The organism is Rhizobium sp. 862_C5_N1_2 (assembly GCF_051811205.1).
Lineage (GTDB): Bacteria > Pseudomonadota > Alphaproteobacteria > Rhizobiales > Rhizobiaceae > Rhizobium > Rhizobium leguminosarum.
Genome location: NZ_JBPWPT010000001.1, coordinates 4894028 through 4915281, shown reverse-complemented (window position 1 = coordinate 4915281; position 21254 = coordinate 4894028). Strand labels below are relative to the sequence as shown.

Annotated in this window: 20 protein-coding genes and 1 pseudogene; 10 read left to right on the top strand and 11 right to left on the bottom strand. The window is 58.9% G+C overall.

All coding sequences use genetic code 11. The features are described 5' to 3' along the window. Positions 1-26 precede the first annotated feature (26 nt). Positions 27-1568, top strand: a complete 1542-nt coding sequence (locus tag ACD590_RS24145; protein WP_439003480.1) for a recombinase family protein — start codon at positions 27-29, stop codon at positions 1566-1568. Positions 1569-1622: 54 nt separating this feature from the next. Then, positions 1623-2264, top strand: a complete 642-nt coding sequence (locus tag ACD590_RS24140; protein ID WP_439003479.1) for a hypothetical protein — start codon at positions 1623-1625, stop codon at positions 2262-2264. A gap of 105 nt (positions 2265-2369) precedes the next feature. Here ACD590_RS24140 and ACD590_RS24135 read toward each other — a convergent pair whose 3' ends face one another. Further along, the gene (locus tag ACD590_RS24135; protein ID WP_439003478.1) at positions 2370-2873 is read right to left on the bottom strand and encodes a hypothetical protein; all 504 of its coding nucleotides are present in this window, start codon (positions 2871-2873) and stop codon (positions 2370-2372) included. Positions 2874-2893: 20 nt separating this feature from the next. Further along, complete coding sequence (locus tag ACD590_RS24130) at positions 2894-4093, bottom strand: hypothetical protein (protein WP_439003477.1); 1200 nt, start codon at positions 4091-4093, stop codon at positions 2894-2896. A gap of 90 nt (positions 4094-4183) precedes the next feature. Here ACD590_RS24130 and ACD590_RS24125 point away from each other — a divergent pair, with 90 nt between their 5' ends. Continuing rightward, positions 4184-4858: a recombinase family protein gene (locus tag ACD590_RS24125; protein WP_439003476.1), complete on the top strand. Its 675-nt coding sequence runs from the start codon at positions 4184-4186 to the stop codon at positions 4856-4858. Between the two features lie 66 nt (positions 4859-4924). On the opposite strand, the gene ACD590_RS24120 is transcribed toward ACD590_RS24125, so the two are convergent. Further along, positions 4925-6157 (bottom strand): hypothetical protein, encoded by a 1233-nt coding sequence (locus tag ACD590_RS24120; protein WP_439003475.1) that lies wholly within the window; start codon positions 6155-6157, stop codon positions 4925-4927. 978 nt (positions 6158-7135) lie between these two features. Between ACD590_RS24120 and ACD590_RS24115 the strand changes: the two genes are divergently transcribed. The 3 genes from ACD590_RS24115 (at position 7136) to ACD590_RS24105 (ending at position 8758) form a co-directional block, all read left to right on the top strand. Continuing rightward, positions 7136-7297, top strand: a complete 162-nt coding sequence (locus ACD590_RS24115) for a hypothetical protein (RefSeq protein WP_439003474.1) — start codon at positions 7136-7138, stop codon at positions 7295-7297. Beyond that, entirely contained in the window at positions 7294-8049 is a 756-nt protein-coding gene (locus tag ACD590_RS24110) for a hypothetical protein (protein WP_439003473.1), read from the top strand. Before ACD590_RS24115 ends, ACD590_RS24110 begins: the two co-directional genes overlap by 4 nt. Positions 8050-8560: 511 nt before the next feature. After that, positions 8561-8758, top strand: coding sequence for a hypothetical protein (locus ACD590_RS24105; RefSeq protein WP_439003472.1), 198 nt, complete (start codon positions 8561-8563; stop codon positions 8756-8758). 526 nt (positions 8759-9284) lie between these two features. Here ACD590_RS24105 and ACD590_RS24100 read toward each other — a convergent pair. The 5 genes and pseudogenes from ACD590_RS24100 to ACD590_RS24080 form a co-directional block, all read right to left on the bottom strand. Beyond that, a pseudogene (locus ACD590_RS24100) lies at positions 9285-9932 on the bottom strand (magnesium chelatase domain-containing protein); the annotation flags it as partial. Between the two features lie 214 nt (positions 9933-10146). Further along, positions 10147-11094 (bottom strand): glutathione synthase, encoded by a 948-nt coding sequence (gene gshB, locus ACD590_RS24095; protein ID WP_047617347.1) that lies wholly within the window; start codon positions 11092-11094, stop codon positions 10147-10149. A 145-nt stretch (positions 11095-11239) separates the two neighbouring features. Continuing rightward, a complete protein-coding gene (locus tag ACD590_RS24090) occupies positions 11240-12262 on the bottom strand; it encodes an ABC transporter permease (RefSeq protein WP_018447874.1) in 1023 nt (340 codons plus the stop codon). Beyond that, entirely contained in the window at positions 12246-13766 is a 1521-nt protein-coding gene (locus ACD590_RS24085; RefSeq protein ID WP_439003471.1) for a sugar ABC transporter ATP-binding protein, read from the bottom strand. Before ACD590_RS24085 ends, ACD590_RS24090 begins: the two co-directional genes overlap by 17 nt. Positions 13767-13946: 180 nt before the next feature. After that, positions 13947-14933 (bottom strand): sugar ABC transporter substrate-binding protein, encoded by a 987-nt coding sequence (locus tag ACD590_RS24080; protein ID WP_439003470.1) that lies wholly within the window; start codon positions 14931-14933, stop codon positions 13947-13949. A 334-nt stretch (positions 14934-15267) separates the two neighbouring features. Here ACD590_RS24080 and ACD590_RS24075 point away from each other — a divergent pair, with 334 nt between their 5' ends. Beyond that, positions 15268-16287 carry a LacI family DNA-binding transcriptional regulator gene (locus ACD590_RS24075; RefSeq protein WP_439003469.1) on the top strand — a complete coding sequence of 340 codons (1020 nt, stop codon included), beginning with the start codon at positions 15268-15270 and terminating at the stop codon, positions 16285-16287. A gap of 29 nt (positions 16288-16316) precedes the next feature. Here ACD590_RS24075 and ACD590_RS24070 read toward each other — a convergent pair whose 3' ends face one another. The 3 genes from ACD590_RS24070 to rsmI form a co-directional block, all read right to left on the bottom strand. Further along, positions 16317-16820 (bottom strand): cupin domain-containing protein, encoded by a 504-nt coding sequence (locus ACD590_RS24070; RefSeq protein WP_018244441.1) that lies wholly within the window; start codon positions 16818-16820, stop codon positions 16317-16319. Positions 16821-16938: 118 nt separating this feature from the next. After that, complete coding sequence (locus tag ACD590_RS24065; RefSeq protein ID WP_028731724.1) at positions 16939-17307, bottom strand: YraN family protein; 369 nt, start codon at positions 17305-17307, stop codon at positions 16939-16941. Next, positions 17297-18214 (bottom strand): 16S rRNA (cytidine(1402)-2'-O)-methyltransferase, encoded by a 918-nt coding sequence (gene rsmI / locus ACD590_RS24060; RefSeq protein ID WP_280817780.1) that lies wholly within the window; start codon positions 18212-18214, stop codon positions 17297-17299. The genes ACD590_RS24065 and rsmI overlap by 11 nt, the downstream gene beginning before the upstream one ends. A gap of 260 nt (positions 18215-18474) precedes the next feature. Here rsmI and dnaN point away from each other — a divergent pair, with 260 nt between their 5' ends. From dnaN to pmtA, 3 genes are all read left to right on the top strand, one after another. Beyond that, positions 18475-19593, top strand: coding sequence for a DNA polymerase III subunit beta (gene dnaN / locus ACD590_RS24055; RefSeq protein WP_018244437.1), 1119 nt, complete (start codon positions 18475-18477; stop codon positions 19591-19593). A 54-nt stretch (positions 19594-19647) separates the two neighbouring features. Next, entirely contained in the window at positions 19648-20559 is a 912-nt protein-coding gene (locus tag ACD590_RS24050; RefSeq protein ID WP_439003468.1) for a DUF72 domain-containing protein, read from the top strand. 95 nt (positions 20560-20654) lie between these two features. Beyond that, a complete protein-coding gene (gene pmtA / locus ACD590_RS24045) occupies positions 20655-21254 on the top strand; it encodes a phospholipid N-methyltransferase PmtA (RefSeq protein WP_018244435.1) in 600 nt (199 codons plus the stop codon).

Here is a 21254-nt window from a genome sequence, read left to right as displayed (position 1 = left end):
GACCCACCTTCGACCATTGATGAGGCATGACCCCTGCACCTACACAAAGAGCTTACTCCTACATCCGTTTCTCTACGCCCGACCAAATCAAAGGCGACAGCGCTCGACGACAAATAAGCATGGCTGAGAGCTACGCGGCCAGGCACGGACTCGTTCTGGATAGCAGTCTTTCTCTGAAGGACCTTGGCGTGTCAGCATTTCGAGGCCAGAACGCCAAGACCGGGGCACTGAACTTTTTTCTAGAGCATGTCCGATCTGGAGACGTTCCGAAGGGCTCGGTACTTCTTATTGAGGCTCTCGACCGTTTGTCTCGTCAGACACCGCTGGATGCTCTGGACACCCTAAGAGACATCATGCGCGAGGGCGTCGCGGTTATCACCCTAGACAACGAAACCGTCTATACAACCGAAACCATCAGCGCAAATTTCACACAGCTTATCGTGACACTCATGCTCTTCTCACGCGCCAACGAGGAGAGCGCAACGAAAGCACGCCGACTTAAGCAGGCATGGGAAGGCAAGCGGCTGAAGGCTGCGACAGTTCCACTGACTTCCATTTGCCCCGCGTGGCTCACACTGAACGACAAACGCACCGCTTACGAGGTGATCCAAGAGAGGGCCGACACCGTTCGGCGCATCTTCAAGATGTGCCTAGATGGGCTAGGTCAGCACACGATTGCTGCAAGGCTCATTTCGGAAGGAACCCCAACCTTCGGGCGCTCGGAGATATGGCACCGCTCTTACGTCAAGAAGCTGCTTGAGAACCCAGCCGTAATAGGGCGCTTCACGCCACATACCCTGACCGTGGTCGATGGGCGCAAGGTGCGGACACCGCTTGAACCCTTTGAGGGATACTTCCCGCCTGTCGTTGACACTCAGGTATTCGAAAGGGTCGCCGCAATGAGCAGCAGGCGGGGCCTGAACATCGCGACTGGAACCACTGCCACCGCAGCGACAGCCAATGTCCTCGCCGGTCTCGCGAAGTGTCCTACGTGCGGCTCAACGATGACCAGGGTGAACAAGGGTGGGCGCAAGGGCGGCAAGCCGTATCTGGTCTGCACGAAGGCGAAGGTAGGGGCTGGATGTCGCTACAAACAGGTAAAGCTGGACGCCATCGAAGAGGCTGTGGTCTCGCTAGGCACCTATCTGCACGACCTGACGCCTTCACCGAATGCTGACAGCGAAGCGAACTATCGCGACATGCGGAACCTGGCTGAGGTCGTCGAAGAGCAAATCCAGAACCTCGTCGAGGCGGTTGCTCAGGGCGACACGTCTAAGGCCATTATGAGGGCCATTGCGAAGAACGAAGCGGAACTGGACCGCATTCGGCAGGAACTCGAAGAGCTTGGCCAGCGCGTGGCCGACACGATCACGAACCGAATAGAGAACACGGTGGCGGAGTTCTGCACCGTGACCGAGAGCGGCGATATGGCCAAGATCAACGCCGCCATGCGCCAACTCTTTGACAGGGTGGTCGTGGACTATGACACGGGTTACCTACGGCTGTATTGGCGGCACACCGCACAGAACCCTGCAGAGGTGCTGTATACCTTCATCGACGAAAGCTAACGACATAGATAACCAACCTCAAGGAGAACGATGACTGACACGATACGAGGCGGCATGACCGAAGTGCAACTCCGCGAACAGAGGCGGGCAATCAATCGGAAGGCATACCGCAAGAAGCAGGAAGCAGCCGGCAAGGCACCCCGCAAACTATACGCCACGGCTGAGGAGCGTAGGGCGGCGGCGAACGCGGCACAGACGAGATACTATGACCGCAGGAAGCAGGATCAGGAATGGCTTGCAAAGTTTCGTGCCGATCAGCTTGCCCGTTACCACGCACAGAAGGGGCCACCGAAACCACGGTTGACCGCAGAAGAGCGTAAGGCGCGGCAGAGAGCTTACAGCACGAACTACGTCCGCCCCGCGCCTACAGCAGCGCAGAAGGCCAAGTGGTCAGCGAGCGCAAAGGCGCGGTGGGCCGAGTACTACGCCAACGAGACCCCAGAGCAGCGAGAAGCCCGTCTGGCCGCTAAGGCGTTCTATAGGGAGACCGAGGTGCAGCCCAAGGTCAGAGAGATCGTCGAGCACATTAAGGACGACTTCGCCAAGGCCACCTCGGAGGCCATGAGGCAAGACGTCGCCGACGAATGGGCAGACACCGGCCTGAGCTGCTGGCTTACTGCGAAGGCCCTCTGGTATCGCGAGGTGGCTGGGGTAATGGAAGAGTACGGCTATGAGGGCTGGGATATTTCGGGATAGAAAATACTGAAAATTTGTCAGCCGGCATTATCTCAAATGGCTGAGGGCCCTTTACCCCCTCACGGTACCCCTCGTTTGACATGGGACCGTTCCGTCGGACCTTTCTCACCACACCCCGCGGTCCTGTTTATTTTCGCGCCATGAAGATGTATTCGCCACGCCGAAGAAGTAGTCTTGGCCGCATGGCATACATTTGTAAAACTGCTGATGAGAGGCTGTCTCGCCTTGGAACTGCAGGATCGACATCTTGCCTTGCGCAAAGCAGGCAGGGCAAAGCCTGTGTATCGGCTCCCCGTTCGCTGCATCTGGCCTCAGCTCATAGGCAAACGTGCCACCACCATAGTCCTTAAGGGCATACCGTGCTGTCGTGCGGTTCCACTCATCGACTGCGTTCGCCTTGCGCTTTAGCTCTGCGTTCTCTTGAAGAACCTCATAGAGTTGGGCCTGTGCCGCCATCGCAGAGGACTGGGCGCTGAGGATCAGGTCCTGCATCTCAATGACCTTGCCCTTAACGGCAGACATGTCGTTTATCTCTTTGACAGTCTTTCCAATTTCAAAGGCCGTCTTCAGGCTCCCGGCGATGCCAGAGACCAGCGTCATATCAACCATGCATTTCCCTCGTCATCCATCTACTTTCTTGGAGTGGCGGCCTTCAAAACGCGAGCGTCAAGGTAGCTATCGCCCACTTGACGAGCAGCAATGGTGACGCGGATGGCACGCTTGTTGAACGTTGCCCGTTCGATAACCTTCTTATATCGCTCCGCGAGAAGTGCGTCGGCAAGATTGGCAGTGATTACCAAGTCGCCGCCGACCTTCTCAAAGCGAACCATGAATCCTCCGGCAACTTTAGTGTCTACGTTAGAAACTGTGAATAGACCTTTCAGTGTGATCTTTTTCGCCTGTCGGCGGGTTATCTGGGTCAGAGCTGTTATGGTTTCCGAGCCTACAGATACGCCCTGCACAGATAGACTATCCACGCTGCCGGCACTTCGGACAATTTCCTCGTACGCCTCATTCGCCTTTCCCCTGATCTCCTCCACTTGCGGAGCCATCTGGGTAGCTTTCTCCAAGACCTTCGCTTTTTCTTCCGCTCCGGGGGTGAGCTGCCGAATAATATCCGTAAGCTGTTTGTCCCTGTCGGTCTGAGACTCAATCTTTTTAAGTTCTAGGTTGTTTTCGAGATACGTCGAGAAACCGTAGTGTCCGAAGAACAAGAGCGCGACAACAATGACACAGATCATTTTATGGGTCGAAGTCATGTTGTCAAACACCTTCCCGCCGATACCGTCGATAATCTCTTGGGCTTTAGCAAAGAGATCCGTACTGCCCTCGCTCACTTTGAACACAAGCTCGAAGGAGTCTTTTTCGTCGTCCGTCAACCGAGAGACTTTGGGGTCACCTTTGGTCAGCAGCGCAATGACCTGATAAAGGTGGCGCTGGTACTCTACAATACCAGCCATGACCGAAGGAGTAAGCGTCTGATTGAAGCCGCTTCCCTTGTAATTCAAATGGAAATTTACCCAACTGGCCTGCGAAAAATTTATGCTGGTTTCGTCAACGTTTATCTTACCATCCATCAAGCGCTGTAGAACTTCCCAAGCGTCCTCTTGCGATTCAATGGCGATGCTTTCTGCGGTCTCAATCAAGATTGTCACCCCTACCCGAGTTGTCTTCCCATAAGTTGAAGTTGCATTTTCTGCAAGCATTACGAATAACCGAAAGCAATGTTGTTCCGTGGATAAAGTCTTGGCTTGTTGGGCAGGATTAGCAAACACAGCGGTGGCGGCGCTTGAATGTTCATAAGGGCATACGGCAGCGTACATCTTCAATTAGGCCGCTTGAGGTGTCCACTGGGGTTGACATCTCCTTACGGACAGTTCATGTCTGCGTACACAACCCTTGCAGACAGGATGCAGTGAATGACCCAGACCGTTCTTTATGCCCGCGTTTCGACAGCCGATCAGACCGTAGACCACCAGAGGACAACCGCAGAAGCTCGTGGCTACGTCTTTGATGAGGTGATCACCGACGATGGTGTTTCGGGCAGTGTGTCGCTGAAGGACAGACCTCAGGGCAAACGCCTGCTTGATCTACTGCGCCGAGGTGACACCTTGGTTGTCCGATGGGTTGATCGTCTTGGCCGTGACTACAACGATGTGACGGACACCATCCGAAACTTCATGCGTAAAGGCGTGATCATCAAGACCATCATCAATGACATGGAGTTCGACGGCTCGCGTACCGATCCCATGGGAATGGCCCTCAGGGACGCGATGATGACCTTCATGGCCGGCATGGCGCAGGCGCAGCTTGAGGCCACCAAGGATGCCCAGAGGTCCGGGATTGCCCATGCGAAAGCCGGGGAACCTGAGAAGTTCCTTGGTCGAAAGCCGACATTCGATGGCGAACAACTCGCTGAAGTTCTGCGCCTGCTAGGTTTCGGCACCAGCAATAGCGAAATCGCCCGACAGACCGGACTGGTGCGGCAGACGATCATCCGTATCAAAGCAGACCCGGCCAAAGCCGCCCAGCAAGTGGCATCTTGGGAACAGGCGGAGGAGTTGCGGAAGGTACCACGGAAGCATCGAGGGTAAGATGGGTGCCCCCCACCAATGGTGTTGCCCCACCTCAACGCTGGTCCCGCAGAAAGGCCGAAATCGTCACTCGGCTGCCGCCTTGGTCTCGGACTTAACCCGCTTCGGCAAATTGCTGAGAACTGAGAGGATGTGTTCGCCAACAGCGGACTGAGCAAACTCGTGCAGCGGACTGCCGTGTGTGCTCATCTCGACCAGCCGGAGAGGTGCTTCATCTAGTCTACTCAACGCAGAGGCAAACAGAGCCTTTTCAAAGCTCGGATCGATTCTGACGGCTTCGCGGCGGTACCCTTCATACGCTTTGGAAACAGCCGCCTTGAAAGCGTAATCTTCAGCAAGCCTAAATCGCTGGCTAATTTGCTTCGTGGACAGCCAAGCAAACCAAAGCGGTGCACCCACACTGAGCAGAGAAAGCACGACTTGCACCCATACGCGTGAGCTATCAAATGGAGTGATCGCAAGCGTTTCCTTTACAGCAGTCAGCCGATAGTAACCCACGAGCATCAGCCCGCCGAGGGCTACCGCCAGACCGCCGACCCAAACATAGACTGTTGTATTCAGAGTTCGCGCCCGAGCTTCAAATGCTGCCGCTAACCCAACTGTCGTCGTAACCCGATATGCCTCGGCCGCCTGCGCCGCAAGGTTGCTGGCTTCAGCCGCACTGCGCCCCATCTCCTCAACAACCGACGATGATCTCTCTTGGTCGGTCGATATTTTTCCCAAATATTCAGACGCTGATGACGAAATCTGCCTAATGCTCGACTGCGTCTCTTTCAACTCCTGCATGGTTGTAGGCAGCGCCTGCGCGGCATAGTGGGCCTCGCGGATCGTCTTGATCCGAACCTCCATTTCCTCTTTGTCTGGCATCAGGTTAGTCAGGTCCCGCTCAACACGTGACAGCTTACGGACGAGTGCCGCCGGCAGCGAAGAGGGTGTGGGCGTCATCCAACCGGCTAACGGTGCAAGAGCGTTTGCAACATAGTTCATGGTCATAACGTAAGCAGGTATTCCAGCAGCCGGTGATCCATAAATATTGGGGACCATGTGCAATATCGTCCCTTCGAGTACGCTCGACACATCCCCGATGATGTCGAGCTGCTTCTCCGTCAGCTCATCTAGGTTGTCGGCCTCTAGGCTATCCCTTATCTCGATCGGCATTAATGCCAACTGTGCAGGTGATAATGCAGGAAGGTGCCATGCCCAAACCTCGGTCGCACGCCCAGGACTGTTGTTCAACGACACCATTTTATCGGAGAGCGCCGTAAGCTGCTCACATAGTTTCACTATCGCCGTATGCATCACACCCTCCCCAGAAACGTCGTCAAGCGACCCATGGGATCAGGTATGGGAGTCCGCAGTGATTCGCGCAACTCTGGGTCACGGTCCTCATTTGCCTGCAATGGCAGAATTGATGAATAAGCTGACCCCTAGCTGTGGTCCCAACGCTTAGGTCCACCATGGTTACCGTGGCTGGTGTCATCCGGTCGTGATGCGGTTGGGGCCAACCCTCTCGGGGGGAAGCCCACCATGGTAGCGTCGAGCAGAACCCTACGGAGCCCGTGGCCCGACGAGTGGTCCGAAGATGAAACAGAAGGTGACGAACGCGATAAAGGCGTAACCGAGCCGCCCCTTCACCTCTTCAACTTTCTCTCGCACTGGCCGTGCCCTTCTCTCTGCGCGGCGATGCTTAGCTTCGAGCTTCGCAAACCTATTCTCCTCCATCCCTGCCCCCTTTGATTGCGCGTATGCCGCGCGATCAACCACACATGTTGACCAAACTTTCTTCAGGTTCAATGGGTGAATTGCATCCTACTGTTCGAATATGGTGACGCCTAGCAGGCAACAGCCGAATGGCCCACCCCCTCGGTGCGCCCACGGTCGAATAGGTTGTAGCCTAGCACGACCATGGTTGAATAGGTTGCCGACTAGCAGGCAACAGCCGAATAACCCACCCCCGAGCACGGCCGTGGACAATAGGTGCCCCCCTAGCACGGGAAGGGTGAATACGTCGTCCACCAGCATGGTCATGGGCGAATAGGTCCACCCCTAGCACGGACCGCATCAAGAACTGTAGAAGCAGCATCTCGCTGGTCTGATCTGATCCTCACGGATCGGACTGGCTGGAGGTGCGCCTTGTGCAGTTCCTTGCACAGCAACAGCGAGACCAGAGGTCGCTGCGCTCAAGTATTCCAGACCGTGTGTCTCGGAATCGGTATCACCCACCCTGAGCAAAGGTCACAGACCACCTCTGAAACCATCGACAACCAATGAGGACATATGAACACCTACAGCCCACGTAACAGGAAACAGGCGCTCAAAGCACGGCGCAAGCTTCAGCGAAACATCATGACAGCGGCACTTGCTGCCGTTGACAAGGACGACCGCAGGGACAGCGCAGACGATGGGCTGGCCGTTGCAGCAGCGAGACAACCTCTTTGACCGAGGCAGTGATCACAGTCTCTCTGGATGCGTTGGTGCTGCTGCCGGCCAACCAAATACGCGAGAAGATGTGCTCCCGCACTGTCCGTGAATATGCCGAACTGATGCGAGGCGGAGAGAAGTTCGTCCCCGTCAAAGTCGCTAGGGTCGATCCTACCGACGAAACCCGAGGATTCATTCTGGTGGATGGTTGGCATCGGGTCACTGCCACACGACGCATTGGCCTCAGCGAGATTGACGCTGTCGTCGTGATACCAGCGGGACCCGAGGAGATACCTTGGCTGGCTGCGCAGGCCAATCGCAAACATGGCTTGCAGCTAACGCGGCTGGATCGGCGCAACGTCTTTCGGGCGTACGTCACAGCAAAGAAGCACCGGAAGGGTCGAGGCAATGCAGTGAAGTCCGCGAGAGAAATGGAGAAGGACCTGAACGGCATCGTTTCGCGGCATCAGTTGCCGAGGTGGATGCAGTCGGACTTCCCGGCTATCTTCGCAGCGATGAACGGTAACGGCCTCGAAGACGACAGTGATGGCGGGCAAGCCTTCAAAGCGACCGATATGGACGAGGGATACGCTAAGTCAGCCCGTGCGGCCCTCGGCGAATACATGGCGTGCATGCGAGCAATGCGGGATAACCGTAAGGCCCGTGCGGTCTTAATCGAGGCAGCTACGCTGGTTACCGAGGTGTCCATGGCCGTCACGGGCAAACAAGAGTGGCCCAAGGCTGCTGCGGTGATCCGCTTAGACTTCTGAGCGCCCTCCCTTATATTTCAACGACTTAGACAGAAAGTGGCTAATTAGCCGCTACCAGACGACACGAAGGGTCTGAAACCCTTGTGCCGCAGGGGCTGTAGCGTATTCGCCTCTGTAATCCACACCACCCGCAACGATTTCAACAAGGGCTCGGGGCAATCCGGGCCTTCTTCCAGTTGGAGAAAGACCATCAAGACATGAGAGCAGACATTCGCACCGGAGAAGACGCAAGGGACCGGAGGACGCAACCCAACTGGATGCTGGAATGCATCAAGGCCGGCATACCTATGAGCCAGCTACCACCATCCCCAAGCGCAAACGCGAGCTTCAAGGAGAAGTCGCGCCACACGTGGTCTTTGCGCAAGGCGTGGGAGCAGAAGACCGGGCGCAAGATCGAGCGGCTCACACCCCCGGGATATTCCGACAAGATCATCGAGCGCCGCAGACTAGCTAAGCGGGCCCCCGATCATTTCCCGAACCAAAATGAAACCCCAACCGGAAGGATGCCCGCATGAGGCTTACACAAGAACAGGTCGTTGCCGGTCTCATCAAGCGGGATGTTCCCGAGCATACTCCCAGGAGCGTTGCAATGAACCTCGCCGACGAGAGCCGCTTCGATACAGGCCTTCAGGAACGCGTTGCCGACGCTGGGCCTTATAACCTCATGATCTCCGGTCATCCCGAGCGAATGCCCCGCAGCGCCCGGTAATCAACCTTAAGACAATGGGCGGCGTATTCGTATGCCGTCCTTCCCCACCCGCAGCAGAGACCGGCCCGGTCAAACCATAGTCCACCTCAGCGCCACACAGCGACTTACTGGCTGCGTTAGCGAGGCGGCTTGAAGCTTTCCCCATGCGGCAGCCGAACGCGCTGAGGAAGATTCTGGCGGTCTCCGGTGACTTCTATGACCACTGCGGATCATCAGAAGATCGTTTGCACTGTCAGTATAGTTGGAGATGTGCAACTAAGTAATTGTTTTCTTTGATGAATATTCACTAGACAGATTCCCGCGAAGCACATACGCAGGCTTGGCACCCGCTGGGAGCGGCGTGTCGTATTAAACTAAGGGCAATACAATGCATTTCAATTCCAAGCGCCTAGAACTCGAACTCCATCGCGACAGCCTGTGGCTGCGGCTGTCCTTCTTTGGGCGGACTTTTCAGACCTTCAGAGATTTCGCGGGTCGGGGCCTGACCACAACGAATTGGACTAAATAATGCAGGGTCCGTTGTTTACATCATGAGCAGATTATGGCCACCGGCGGCCGCCACCTCGAGCGCCCGCTTGGCGCTTTCCTGGCCCTTGATCTCGGCGAGATCCGGCAGGTTTGCGGCATTGGCGCGGATCGACGCCTCCGGCCTGGATAGGACCTGCGTGCCACGGAAATGATTGGCAAGCGCAATCAGGCTGCGGGGTGCAAGGATATCGACGTCGGCGCCTGCCCAGGCGGCTTCGGCGCCGCTTTCGGCGGGGCAGATCAGCCCCTTGCCGAGCGCATTGGCGCCGATCGCGGCCGGCAGCGCGCCTGATATGGCGGCGATCGTGCCGTCGAGATTGAGTTCGCCGACGACGACAAAATCGGACAGCGCATCGGCGGGAATGGCGCCGAGGGCAGCCATCAGGGCAAGCGCGATCGGCAGATCGAAATGCGAGCCCTCTTTCGGCAGGTCAGCAGGCGCCAGATTGACCGTCACGCGCTTCGCCGGCAGCGCCAGGCCGGAGGCGTGGAGGGCGGCCTGCACGCGCTCGCGGCTTTCGGCAACCGCCTTGTCAGGCAGGCCGACGATCTGCATCCCGACCTTTCCGGGAGCGACCATGACCTGGACCTCGACCGGCACACCTTCGATACCCTGAAATGCAACCGTACTGACACGCGCGACCATCAACCCATCCCCTTGCCGCAAACTTTTATATACCGCCCTGCAGCCTTTATTCGATGCATGTCCTGGCCCCTTGGGCGACATGCATTAAGGCTAGCGGTTGCAATCTGGCATGGAAACTGGAATAAAACAAGAACAATAAAAGAACAGAATCAGGCATCCGCTGTGACCTTGGTTGCGCTCGGTCGCGGGACCAGAACGGTCATGGGCGGCTGCCTCAGCCGCGCTTGCGCTCGATCGCATCCCAAAGCAGGGCGGCTATATCGGCACCGCCGAACTTCTTCACCTCGCGAATGCCTGTGGGCGACGTGACGTTGATCTCGGTCATGTAATCGCCGATCACATCGATGCCGACGAGCAGGAAGCCGCGCTCCCTCAGCGCCGGGCCGATGCGGGCGCAGATTTCCTGTTCGCGCGGCGTCAGCTCGGTCGCCTCGGCGCGGCCGCCGACATGCATGTTGGAGCGGCTGTCGTGTTCGGCCGGCACGCGGTTGATGGCGCCGGCGAATTCGCCGTCGACCAGGATGATGCGTTTGTCGCCCTTGCGCACGTCGGGCAGATATTGCTGGGCGATGAAGGGTTCGCGGAAAAGCTGGCCGAACATTTCGAGCAGCGAAGAGAGGTTGCGGTCGTCGCGGGTCGAATGGAAGACGCCGGCGCCGCCATTGCCGTAAAGCGGCTTCAGGATAATATCGCCCATCTCGTCGCGGAAGCGGCGGATCTCGGCGGCATCCTTGGTGATCAGCGTCTTCGGCATCAGATCGGAGAATTCGGTGACGAAGATCTTCTCCGGCGAATTGCGCACCCAGGCCGGATCGTTGACGACGAGCGTCTTCGGGTGGATGCGCTCGAGCAGATGCGTCGCGGTGATATAGGCCATATCGAAGGGCGGATCCTGGCGCAGCAGCACGACATCCATGGTCGCGAGGTCGACGCGCTCCGGCGCGCCAAGCTCGTAGTGATCGCCCTTGAGGTCGCGCAGCACCATCGGCTCGACGCTGGCATAGAGCCGGTTGTCGCGGAAGCTCAGGCGGTCGGGCGTGTAATGGAAGAGCCTGTAGCCGCGCGCCTGCGCTTCCAGGCTCATGGCGAAGGTGGAATCACCCGCGATATTGATGCTTGCGACATGATCCATCTGGACCGCTACATTGGTGATCTTGGCCATTTCCATCCCTCGCTGAATGCCGGACAGATGTAGGTCGGCCAGATATCAAACGCAACGGCCAATCAAGGGCTTCGGCATTGGAGCATTTTTGTTTTTGCGCAATTCCGGACGCAAAACCGCTGCGCAGTTTTGCTGGAATTGCTTTTCACCGCGTTTCGAGTTTCCGCATCAAACGGCCGCGATAGCTATCGAGAATGACGGCGAGCACGATGACGGCACCGATGACGATCGGCTTGATATTGTCGTCGGCGCCCAAGAGCTGCAATCCCGTCGACAGCACCTGCAGAATGCAGGCGCCGACCAGAGTGCCGACAATCGAGCCTTTGCCGCCCGAAAGGCTGGTGCCGCCGATGATGACGGCGGCGATCGCATTCAACTCGTAGCCGATGCCCGCAACCGGGCTGCCGACATTGAGACGGAGCAGATAGACCATGGCCGCAATGCCGGCCGTCAGCCCTGAGATCGTGAAGACCGCAATCTTGTACCGTTTGGGCTCATGCCCCGACAGCCGGACAGCCTCTTCATTGGTGCCGATCGCGAAGACGAAGCGCCCGAAGACGGTGTAGCGCAGCACGAACCAGCCGATCAGGACGACAACGATCGCAATCAGAAAGATCGACGGAAATATGCCCCAGAAGATCAGGTTGCCGAAATCGACGAAAGGCTGAGGCAGACCGGTGATCGTCGAATTGTCGCTGACCACGCGCGCCAGGCCGCTCGCGACGTTCAGCATGCCAAGGGTGACGATAAAGGAAGGAAGCTTCCACTTCTCACAAATCCACCCGTTGACAGCGCCAAGGGCAGCACCCGTGCCCATCGACGCAAGACATGCGAGAACAATCGCCTGCCATGGCGAAAACGCCGGATTGATCATGATCGTCGCACCGATCACCGTGCAAAGGGCAAGCAGCGACCCGACCGAGAGATCGATGCCGCCAACGAGGATGACGAAGGTCATGCCCGCAGCAAGCACGGTGTTGATGGCAATCTGCACGAAGATCTTCAGGAAGTTCTCCGGCGTTGCGAAATAGGGCGCCGTCGCCGAGAAAAACGCCAGGATCAGAATGAGGGCAATGGCGACGCCCGCCTCCTTCAGCGAGATCCGGATAAGCTTGTCCCAGACGCTCACCTCTTTCGCCTCGGTCTGTTTTTCAATGTTGGCGGACACGACTGTACTCCTTGTAGGCGAGCGAAAGGATCCTGCTCTCGTCAAATTGTTCCCGAACTATTTCGCCCGATATCTTGCCGTCGGAGAATACGATGATGCGATGGCAAATGCCCATGAGCTCCGGCAGATCCGAAGAGACGACCAGAACGCCTTTTCCCTCGGCCGCAAACTTCCACAGAAGCTCATAAATCTCGGCCTTTGCACCGACGTCGATTCCACGGGTCGGCTCATCGAAAATCAGCACTTTGGGACCGCGGAACAGCCATTTTGCAATGACGACCTTTTGCTGGTTGCCGCCGGAAAACGTCCTGACGGCCTGATGGATGGACGGGGTCTTGATGCGCAGTTCGCGAACGAGGCGCTGCGAATGATCATCCTGCGCCCTTCGCATGATCAAGCCGTTGCGGGAGATCTTGGCGAGATCGGTTATGGTGGCATTTTCGGCGCAGCTCATATCGAGCATCAAGCCCTGCATCTTGCGGTCTTCGGTTGCCAGGCAGAGCCCGGCAGCAACGGCGTCCTTCGGCGAATGGATCTCAACCGGCTCGCCATTCACGCGAATTTCGCCGGCCGCTTTGGCGTCGGCGCCGAATATGGCGCGAACCGCCTCCGTCCGGCCGCTGCCGACAAGGCCGGCAATGCCGACGATTTCCCCCTTAGCCACGGAAAATGACAATTCCGGACTGTTTCGCGTCACCTTCAGGGCGGAAATGCCGAGCGCCTCGCCGGACACGGTGCTGTCGCTGCGAAAAATGCCATGATCCGAAAGCTTCCGCCCGACCATGAGTTCGACGATGTCAGGAATAGCAAGTCCTGCCAGCGGACGCGTGATCACATGCTGGCCGTCGCGCAGCACCGTCACATCGTCGCCGACGTCAAAGATCTCCTCCAGCCTGTGAGAGATGTAGAGCGTGGTCACGCCACGCCGCTTCAGGCGCTTGAGAATTTCAAAAAGGCGATCGACCTCCTTGGAGGTCAAGGTTGCCGTCGGTTCGTCGAGAACGAGAAGCTTGCTTTCGTAGCAAAGCGCCTTGGCGATCTCGACCAATTGAAGCTGGGCAACGCTGAGGCGGCTCGCCAGTGTCGTCGGAGCCACGTCGAGGCCGACCTCTTCCAGGAGTTCCGCCGCTCTGCTGTTCATCGCCTTATAGTTCACCAGGCCATATCGGCGCGGCAGATGCTCAAACAGCAGGTTTTCTGCCACCGTGAGATTAGAAAGCGGATGCAGTTCCTGGTGAATGACCCGGATGCCCGCCTTGAACGCCTCCAGCGGCGAGGCCGGATGGTATGGCTTGCCGTCAAACAGGATGTGACCGTCATCCGGCCTGAAAACGCCGCCGAGCAGGTTGATCAGGGTCGACTTTCCGGCACCGTTCTCGCCCAGAAGAACGTGCCCCTTACCGCGGCCGATCCGCATGGAGACATCCTTGAGCGCCACGACGCCCGGGAAGCGCTTGCCGATCCCTTCCAGCCTCAAAATCTCGTCATCTGCTGCGTCTGACACGTCGACCTCATGCACGCTCTGTTCGAACTCCACGCAGCACGCATCCCAGGGGCTCGGAAGCGAGCCTCGCCTGAAGCGATCAACGCGTCAATCGGTTGCTAGCGGTGAGCGCCGGCCGCAGCCGGCGCTTCCGGTACACTGCCGCGCGTCTTTTCAGACACGCGATGCGGGCGATCTCGACTATTTGAGATCCGCTGCGGTGACCAGCTTGATGTCGGTCTTGACCCAGCCGGTGAATTTCTCGCCGGCAAGTTCACGCATGCCATACTGGATGCCGAGGACCGCCATCTGCGCACCATACTGTTCGACGGTGGCAAGCATCTTGCCATCCTTGATCAGCGGCTGGACCGGCGGAATGTTATCGAAGCCGACAACCTTGATCTTGCCGCTTTGGCCGGTCGCATCGAGCGCCTTGACGACGCCGAGGGCCATCGAGTCGTTGGCTGCCATAACGCCCTGAATATCCTTATATTTCGTCAGGAAATTCGTCATGACGGTATTGGCTTCTTCCGTCTCCCAATGAGCCGTCTTGCTGTCGAGAAGCTCGAGCTTGCCCGTCTTGACGGAGTCCATGAAGCCTTCCTTGCGCTCCTTGGCATTGTCGGCCTCGGGGTTACCCTCGAGGATGACGACCTTGGCGCCGGGTCCCAGATCCTTGGCAAGCGCATCGCCGGCAAGCGTCGCCCCGCCCTTATTGTCAGGCCCGAAGAAAGCGAGATCGATACCGGCTTTCTTCTTCGCATCGGCATCGAGCGGCACGTCGATGTTGATGACCTTGACGCCAGCCTTGACCGCCTTTGCCAGCGGGGTTGCCATGGCCTTTGAATCGGCCGGCGCGACAACGATGATATCGTATTTCTGCGTGACGAAGTTTTCGACGGCATCGACCTGGGAAGCGAAATCACGCTCGTCCTTCATGCCGACGGCCTTGAAGTCGAACTTGTCCTTGTTCTCGGCCGCATAATTGTCGGCGCCGGCCTTCATCTGCTTGAAGAACTCATTGGACAAGGATTTCATGATCAGGCCGACCTTCGGCTTGCCGGCCGCAAAGGCGGGCGACACGCCGCAGGACAGCGCAAGCACCAAGGTGCCGGCAAGTCCGAGCTTCAATGCCGCACGGCGCGGCGCATTGATCAAGACGGATTCACGCTTCATAGAATTGGACATTTTTTCCTCCGAACGGCCCTGGGCTCAGCTCCACCTGAGTTGCCTGCGGCAATGAACCGTTTCCAACGACATCTGGGTAGCACGCCCTTAAAAATTGTCAAGCAGTGGAAATGAAGCTAAACACCCGCCTTTGCTCCTATGTTTGGCCCATATCGGTGGTTATGTGATGAACCGTTTCCATTGAGCGTTGGCCCACACTCATGCTATGGAGACTGGCGGTCAATATTGAGATGCAGCCCTTTGACGAGGGCGGTAAAGACCATTAGCTGGAAGCTTCGGTCAGGCGCCCTTCGGTGTCTTCCGAAGGCGCAGAGAAAGGGCCACTGTTTCCGTTATGTCAAAGGTCGGGATTCGAGAGGTTGCCAAGCTTGCGGGAGTTTCCACCGGGACCGTTTCGCGAATTTTGAATGATCATCCCTCGGTGACGAATGAATTGCGGGCGCGCGTCACAGCGATCATCAAAGACCTCGGCTATACGCCCGACCCGTCGGCGAGAAGCATGCGCGGCAAGGTCAGCCGCCTCATCGGCATCGTCATTCCGGATCTGACCAATCCCTTCTTCGCGGAACTTGTCCAATCGGCGGAACAAGCGGCGGCAAATCACGGCTATAATATCATCGTCATGACGTCGTTTGATCATGCGGCCAAGGAGGCTGACCGCATCAAACAGCTGACAAGCCGTAAGGTCGACGGCATCATGCTGGTTCCCAGCAATGATTTCCACACACTCAAGCTGCCGAAGGGCTTGCCGATCGTCGTCGTCGACCGGCTTATGCCAGGGTATTCCGGCATTGCCGCCGATCACCGCAATGGCGTTCGCCTTGGCGTCGAGCATCTTTTGCAGCTCGGCCATCGTCGCATCGGCTTCATTTCGGGGCCCAGCCACTCCGTCCCCGCCAACGATCGCCTCAGGGGCTATCTCGATGCAATCGAGCAGGCGGGGGAGCAGGCAGACGGCACACGAATGGCAGGACCACCGCTGATTGCCGAGGCGGCCTTCGACTACGAGAGCGGCCGTTCCGCGGGAAATTATCTTCTGGCCCGCGCGCGAAACGAGCGGCCGACAGCGATCTTTGCAAGTTCGGACCAGCAGGCAATCGGCTGCATGCGGGCAGCGCATGATCTGGGAATCCCGATACCTGCAGCCCTTTCGATCCTCGGCTTCGACGGCATCCCGCTCGCAAGCATGACAACGCCACGCCTGACGACAGTGAAACAGCCTATTCAAGACATAGCCGCAGCGGCGGTGGCTGTTCTGTTGAACAAGCAAACCGCGCCCGAGCTCGACAATCCGATCCTATTCGCTTGCGAGATCTTGAAGGGCGAAACAACCGCCCCGCCTCAGCCCGATTAGCGCATGGGTCCGAACATCGAAATCGATCGTCAGGCGGCGATGCCCTGGTTGCCGCTGTTGCGCAGCATGTTGCGGAGGCGGTAGGCGATCGCCAAGGGCTTCGGGAAGGGCTTGCGCAGGAAGGCGACCTTGCGGACGTAATTGTCGACCCGCCAGCTCGCCCAGGTTCCGCCGGCGAAAAAGGCGACGTCGCCGGCGCGCAAGGTGCGTTCGGTGCCGTCCTCGGCAGTGATATGGACCTCGCCTTCGAGGATCATCACGGTCTCGTCCCAGCCGAAGCGCCAGCGGAATTCACCCGCCGTGCAATCCCAGATCGCCGTCAGCGACGCTTCGTCATGGCCGCGCGAATGTTCGGCCGTGCGGGCCTGCGGATTGCCGCTGACGATCCAGTCCGGATTGATCGGCGTCGGCTTCAATGGCAGGAGGTCGCTCGCATGCGCGACGAAGGATTTCCCGGCCGGCTTCGCCACGGCATAAGGCGCGGAACGCGCGGCCATGGCGACCGCACTTGCAAGCATCAGCTTCCAGGCCATGAAACAATCCCCAATTGTTATCCCTACCGAGATTTGGGGTAGCAGAGAGTCGTAAGAACCTCGTTCACGCGGGAACTAAAAGTTTAACGATTCGAAAACGGATTGGACCATAAAGGCGCTAAAACGCATCCAGAAAGTGCCGCGGCAGGCGGCCGGGCATGATCGCCACGATATCATAGCGCTGGGAAAGGCGAGCCTGGTCCGCCTGGCGGGCGAGCCAGAGATCGCTTGCCGCCCGTATCCGCTTCTGCGCGGCGATAGAGACGGCATCGACCGCCGCGGCCTCGCCATTGCGGGCCTTGACCTCGACGAAGACGGCGAGATCGCCCTTGCGGGCAATAATATCGATCTCGCCGAGCCGGGTGCGGTGGCGCAGTGCCAGGATGCGGTAGCCTTTCAGCATCAGGAAGGCGGCCGCGACATATTCCGACATGCGGCCCCGGCGCAGCGCCTTCCTCCTGATGGCGGTGAGATCATTATCGCCCATCGGCGTTCTTGATCTCCAGCAGGCGCTGGTAGAGCACCTTGCGCGGCAAGCCGGTGAGGCGGGCGGCCTCGGTGGCGGCGCCTGCCGTCGGCATTGACTTCGACAGGTCGGCCAGCATGGCTTCGACATCGGCCTCATCAGTCTCGACCGGCGCCGGCGGACCGATCACGAGGACGATCTCGCCCTTGACGTTTTCCACTTGCTGATAATGGGCGGCGAGGTCGGCAAGCGTGCCGCGACGGAACTCCTCATAGGTCTTGGTCAGCTCGCGGCAGACGGAGGCGGGCCGCGTGGCCCCGAGCACATCGGCGGCGGCCAGAAGCGTTGCACCGATGCGGTGCGGCGATTCAAAGAAGATCAGCGTCGCGGGTGCCGCGGCTAATTCACCGAGACGGTCGCGGCGGGCCTTGTCCTTGGCCGGCAGGAAACCTGCGAAAAGGAAGGCATCGTTCGGCAGGCCGGAGCCGACAAGGGCTGCGAGCGGCGCAGAGGCGCCGGGAATGGGAATGACGCGGTAACCTGCCGCGATCGCCTGTTGGGCCAGCCGGTAACCGGGATCGGAAACCAGCGGCGTGCCGGCGTCGGAGACCAGCGCCACCGAACGCCCGGCTTCGAGCGCCTGCAGCAACCTTGGACCGGCCTCGTCGGCATTGTGCTCATGATAGGCGAAGGGACGGTTCTGGATGCCGTAGCGGTCGAGCAGCACGCGGGTGACGCGCGTATCTTCGCAGGCGAGCACATCGGCGCCGGCCAGCGTTTCCAGCGCCCGCAGCGTAATGTCGCCGAGATTGCCGATGGGGGTGGCGACCAGATAGAGCGCCGGCTCCAGCGGCCGCGCCGGCACCGTTGCATTGTGCAGGCGGAAGCTTCGCCGGCTGGCGGCGTCCGCTGTCGTTTCCTCATTCATGCCATTTGCTTTCGTCCCGCCGGCTCGTCGCCGGCATCGAAGCCTTTATGGGCGAGCGGCACCGCTTCGGCAAGGGTTCGGATTTCTGTGAGCATTGCTCTGGAAAACCGCAAATGCAGGGGTGCCGGCGTCCATGCCTCTTGCAAAGCAATGCTGAAGTCTGCCATTTTGCCCGTCCACTCCCCCGGCCTCAAGCCGGGACAGCATTCTTCGGGTGCTCGACGCGCCCGGACAGTCACGGTCGAAAGCGGTAGCATCCCATGCGTATTACTATTGAGCGGTCAAACCTGTTGAAATCGCTGAACCACGTCCACCGCGTGGTCGAACGTCGCAACACGATCCCGATCCTGTCCAACGTACTGCTCAAGGCCGACGGCCAGAAGCTCGACATGAAGGCGACCGACCTCGACCTCGAAATCACCGAGGCGACACCTGCTAGCGTCGAGCAGCCCGGCGCCACTACCGTTCCCGCCCATCTTCTCTACGATATCGTGCGCAAGCTTCCCGACGGCTCGGAAGTGCTGCTTGCCACCAGCACCGATGGCGGCGCGATGACCGTGCAGTCCGGCCGCTCGAAATTCTCGCTGCAGTGCCTGCCGGAGTCGGACTTCCCTGATCTCACAGCCGGCACATTCACACATTCCTTCAAGCTGAAGGCGACCGATCTGAAGATGCTGATCGACCGCACGCAGTTCGCGATTTCGACGGAAGAGACGCGTTATTATCTCAACGGCATCTTCTTCCACACGATCGAGAGCAATGGCGAGCTGAAACTCAGGGCGGTTGCGACCGACGGTCACCGGCTGGCGCGTGCCGATGTCGATGCGCCCTCCGGCTCCGAGGGCATGCCCGGCATCATCATTCCGCGCAAGACGGTCGGCGAACTGCAGAAGCTGGTCGACAATCCCGAAACGACGGTGACCGTCGAGGTCTCCGACGCCAAGATCCGGTTGACGATCGGCTCGATCGTCATGACCTCGAAACTGATCGACGGCACCTTCCCGGATTATCAGCGCGTCATCCCCACAGGCAACGACAAGGAAATGCGCGTCGACTGCACGACCTTCGCACAGGCGGTCGACCGCGTCTCGACCATCTCCTCCGAGCGCGGACGCGCCGTGAAGCTGGCGCTTTCCGAGGGGCAGCTGATGCTGACCGTCAACAATCCCGATTCCGGCAGTGCGACTGAGGAAGTCGCCGTCGGCTACGACACGGATGCGATGGAAATCGGCTTCAACGCCAAATACCTGCTCGACATCACCGCCCAGCTTTCCGGCGAGGAAGCGATCTTCCTGCTTGCCGATGCCGGCTCGCCGACGCTGATCCGCGACACGGCGGGCGACGATGCGCTCTACGTGCTGATGCCGATGCGCGTCTGACGGGAACGAAGGCGACCGCTTGCCGTTTTTCCTCCTGTCAAAACGGAGGATCCCATGACCAATAAGACGGGAACGGTGCGCATCGGCATATCCGGCTGGACCTATGGGCCCTGGCGCGGCCAATTCTACCCGGAGGACCTGCCGCAGAAGCAGGAGCTTTCCTACGCCGCCCGGCACTTCCGGTCGATCGAGATCAACGGCACCTTCTACGGATTGCAGCGGCCCGAAAGTTTCGGCCGCTGGCGCGACGAGACGCCGGATGATTTCATCTTCGCGGTCAAGGGACCGCGCTTCATCACCCATATGCTGCGGCTGCAGAATATCGAGACGGCGCTCGCCAATTTCCTCGCCTCCGGCCTGCTGCGGCTTGGTCCCAAGCTCGGGCCGATCCTCTGGCAATTGCCGCCGAACATGGCCTTCGATCCATCCCTTTTCGAAAGTTTTTTGTCGCTGCTGCCGCACGACCGCGACGCGGCGATAGCGCTTGCGAAGCGCCACGACTGGCATATCAAGGGACCGGCCTGGCTTAAAAGCGACGGGCACCAGCCGATCCGCCATGCGCTCGAAATCCGCCACGAGAGCTTCCGCTCACCCGCCTTCATCGACATGCTCAGGCGTCACAAGGTCGCTCTCGTCTGCGCCGATACGGTGAAATGGCCGCTGCTGATGGATATCACCGCCGATTTCGTCTATTGCCGCCTGCATGGCTCCGAAAAGCTCTATGTCAGCGGCTACGAGGACGAAGCACTCGACATCTGGGCGCAACGCATCCGCGCCTGGGCCACGGGCGGAGAACCTGAGAATGCGACGCGGGTGCTGGCGCCCGTAGCGGCGCGCACCAAGGGCCGCGACGTTTATCTCTATTTCGACAATACCGACGTGAAGCTGCGCGCGCCTGTCGACGCCGATCACCTGGCCGAAAGGCTGGCCGATCTCATGCCCGGTTCCGCGCCGAAAGCCGCATGAACTGTTGATGCCGATGTCCTTGTTGCGAAAATCCTTGTCCCTTAAGCGACAAGCGGCATATTAAGGCATTCGATCAACATGCGGATGGGTGGAGAATGAGCTTACGGGTCAAGGTGAAGGAACGGTTCGGGAAGAGGTTCGACGACGAGATCCGCTTCTTCCGAGGCATGATGCAGGGGCCGAAGACGGTAGGCTCGATTGTGCCGACCTCCTCGATCACGGCGAAGCGCATGGCAAGCGTCGTCGATATCCATTCCGGGCTGCCGGTGCTTGAACTCGGGCCGGGCACGGGCGCCATCACCAAGGCCATCCTCGGCCGCGGCGTTCGTCCGGAAAATCTCGTTGCGATCGAATATTCGACGGATTTCCACAAACATCTGCTGCGGACCTATCCCGGCGTGCACTTCATCAACGGCGACGCTTTCGATCTTCAGACCACTCTTGGCAATTTCGGCGGTCTCACCTTCGATTCCGTCGTCTCGGGCATTCCGCTTCTGAATTTCCCGATGGCGAAGCGCATCTCGCTGCTCGAAAGCCTGCTCGATCGACTGCCGGCCGGCCGGCCGATGGTGCAGATTTCCTATGGGGCGATCTCGCCGATCGCCGCCAATCCCGACCGCTACCATATCCAGCATTTCGACTTCGTCATGCGCAACATTCCGCCGGCGCAGCTCTGGATCTACAAGCGCGGCTGA

Bases quoted from the DNA above. Each gene is read 5' to 3' on its own strand.
- ACD590_RS24145 (WP_439003480.1), top strand. From the start codon at position 27: ATGACCCCTGCACCTACACAAAGAGCTTACTCCTACATCCGTTTCTCT.
- ACD590_RS24140 (WP_439003479.1), top strand. From the start codon at position 1,623: ATGACCGAAGTGCAACTCCGCGAACAGAGGCGGGCAATCAATCGGAAG.
- ACD590_RS24135 (WP_439003478.1), bottom strand. From the start codon at position 2,873: ATGGTTGATATGACGCTGGTCTCTGGCATCGCCGGGAGCCTGAAGACG.
- ACD590_RS24125 (WP_439003476.1), top strand. From the start codon at position 4,184: ATGACCCAGACCGTTCTTTATGCCCGCGTTTCGACAGCCGATCAGACC.
- ACD590_RS24120 (WP_439003475.1), bottom strand. From the start codon at position 6,157: ATGCATACGGCGATAGTGAAACTATGTGAGCAGCTTACGGCGCTCTCC.
- ACD590_RS24115 (WP_439003474.1), top strand. From the start codon at position 7,136: ATGAACACCTACAGCCCACGTAACAGGAAACAGGCGCTCAAAGCACGG.
- ACD590_RS24105 (WP_439003472.1), top strand. From the start codon at position 8,561: ATGAGGCTTACACAAGAACAGGTCGTTGCCGGTCTCATCAAGCGGGAT.
- gshB (WP_047617347.1), bottom strand. From the start codon at position 11,094: ATGGCCAAGATCACCAATGTAGCGGTCCAGATGGATCATGTCGCAAGC.
- ACD590_RS24080 (WP_439003470.1), bottom strand. From the start codon at position 14,933: ATGTCCAATTCTATGAAGCGTGAATCCGTCTTGATCAATGCGCCGCGC.
- ACD590_RS24075 (WP_439003469.1), top strand. From the start codon at position 15,268: ATGTCAAAGGTCGGGATTCGAGAGGTTGCCAAGCTTGCGGGAGTTTCC.
- ACD590_RS24070 (WP_018244441.1), bottom strand. From the start codon at position 16,820: ATGGCCTGGAAGCTGATGCTTGCAAGTGCGGTCGCCATGGCCGCGCGT.
- ACD590_RS24065 (WP_028731724.1), bottom strand. From the start codon at position 17,307: ATGGGCGATAATGATCTCACCGCCATCAGGAGGAAGGCGCTGCGCCGG.
- rsmI (WP_280817780.1), bottom strand. From the start codon at position 18,214: ATGAATGAGGAAACGACAGCGGACGCCGCCAGCCGGCGAAGCTTCCGC.
- dnaN (WP_018244437.1), top strand. From the start codon at position 18,475: ATGCGTATTACTATTGAGCGGTCAAACCTGTTGAAATCGCTGAACCAC.
- ACD590_RS24050 (WP_439003468.1), top strand. From the start codon at position 19,648: ATGACCAATAAGACGGGAACGGTGCGCATCGGCATATCCGGCTGGACC.
- pmtA (WP_018244435.1), top strand. From the start codon at position 20,655: ATGAGCTTACGGGTCAAGGTGAAGGAACGGTTCGGGAAGAGGTTCGAC.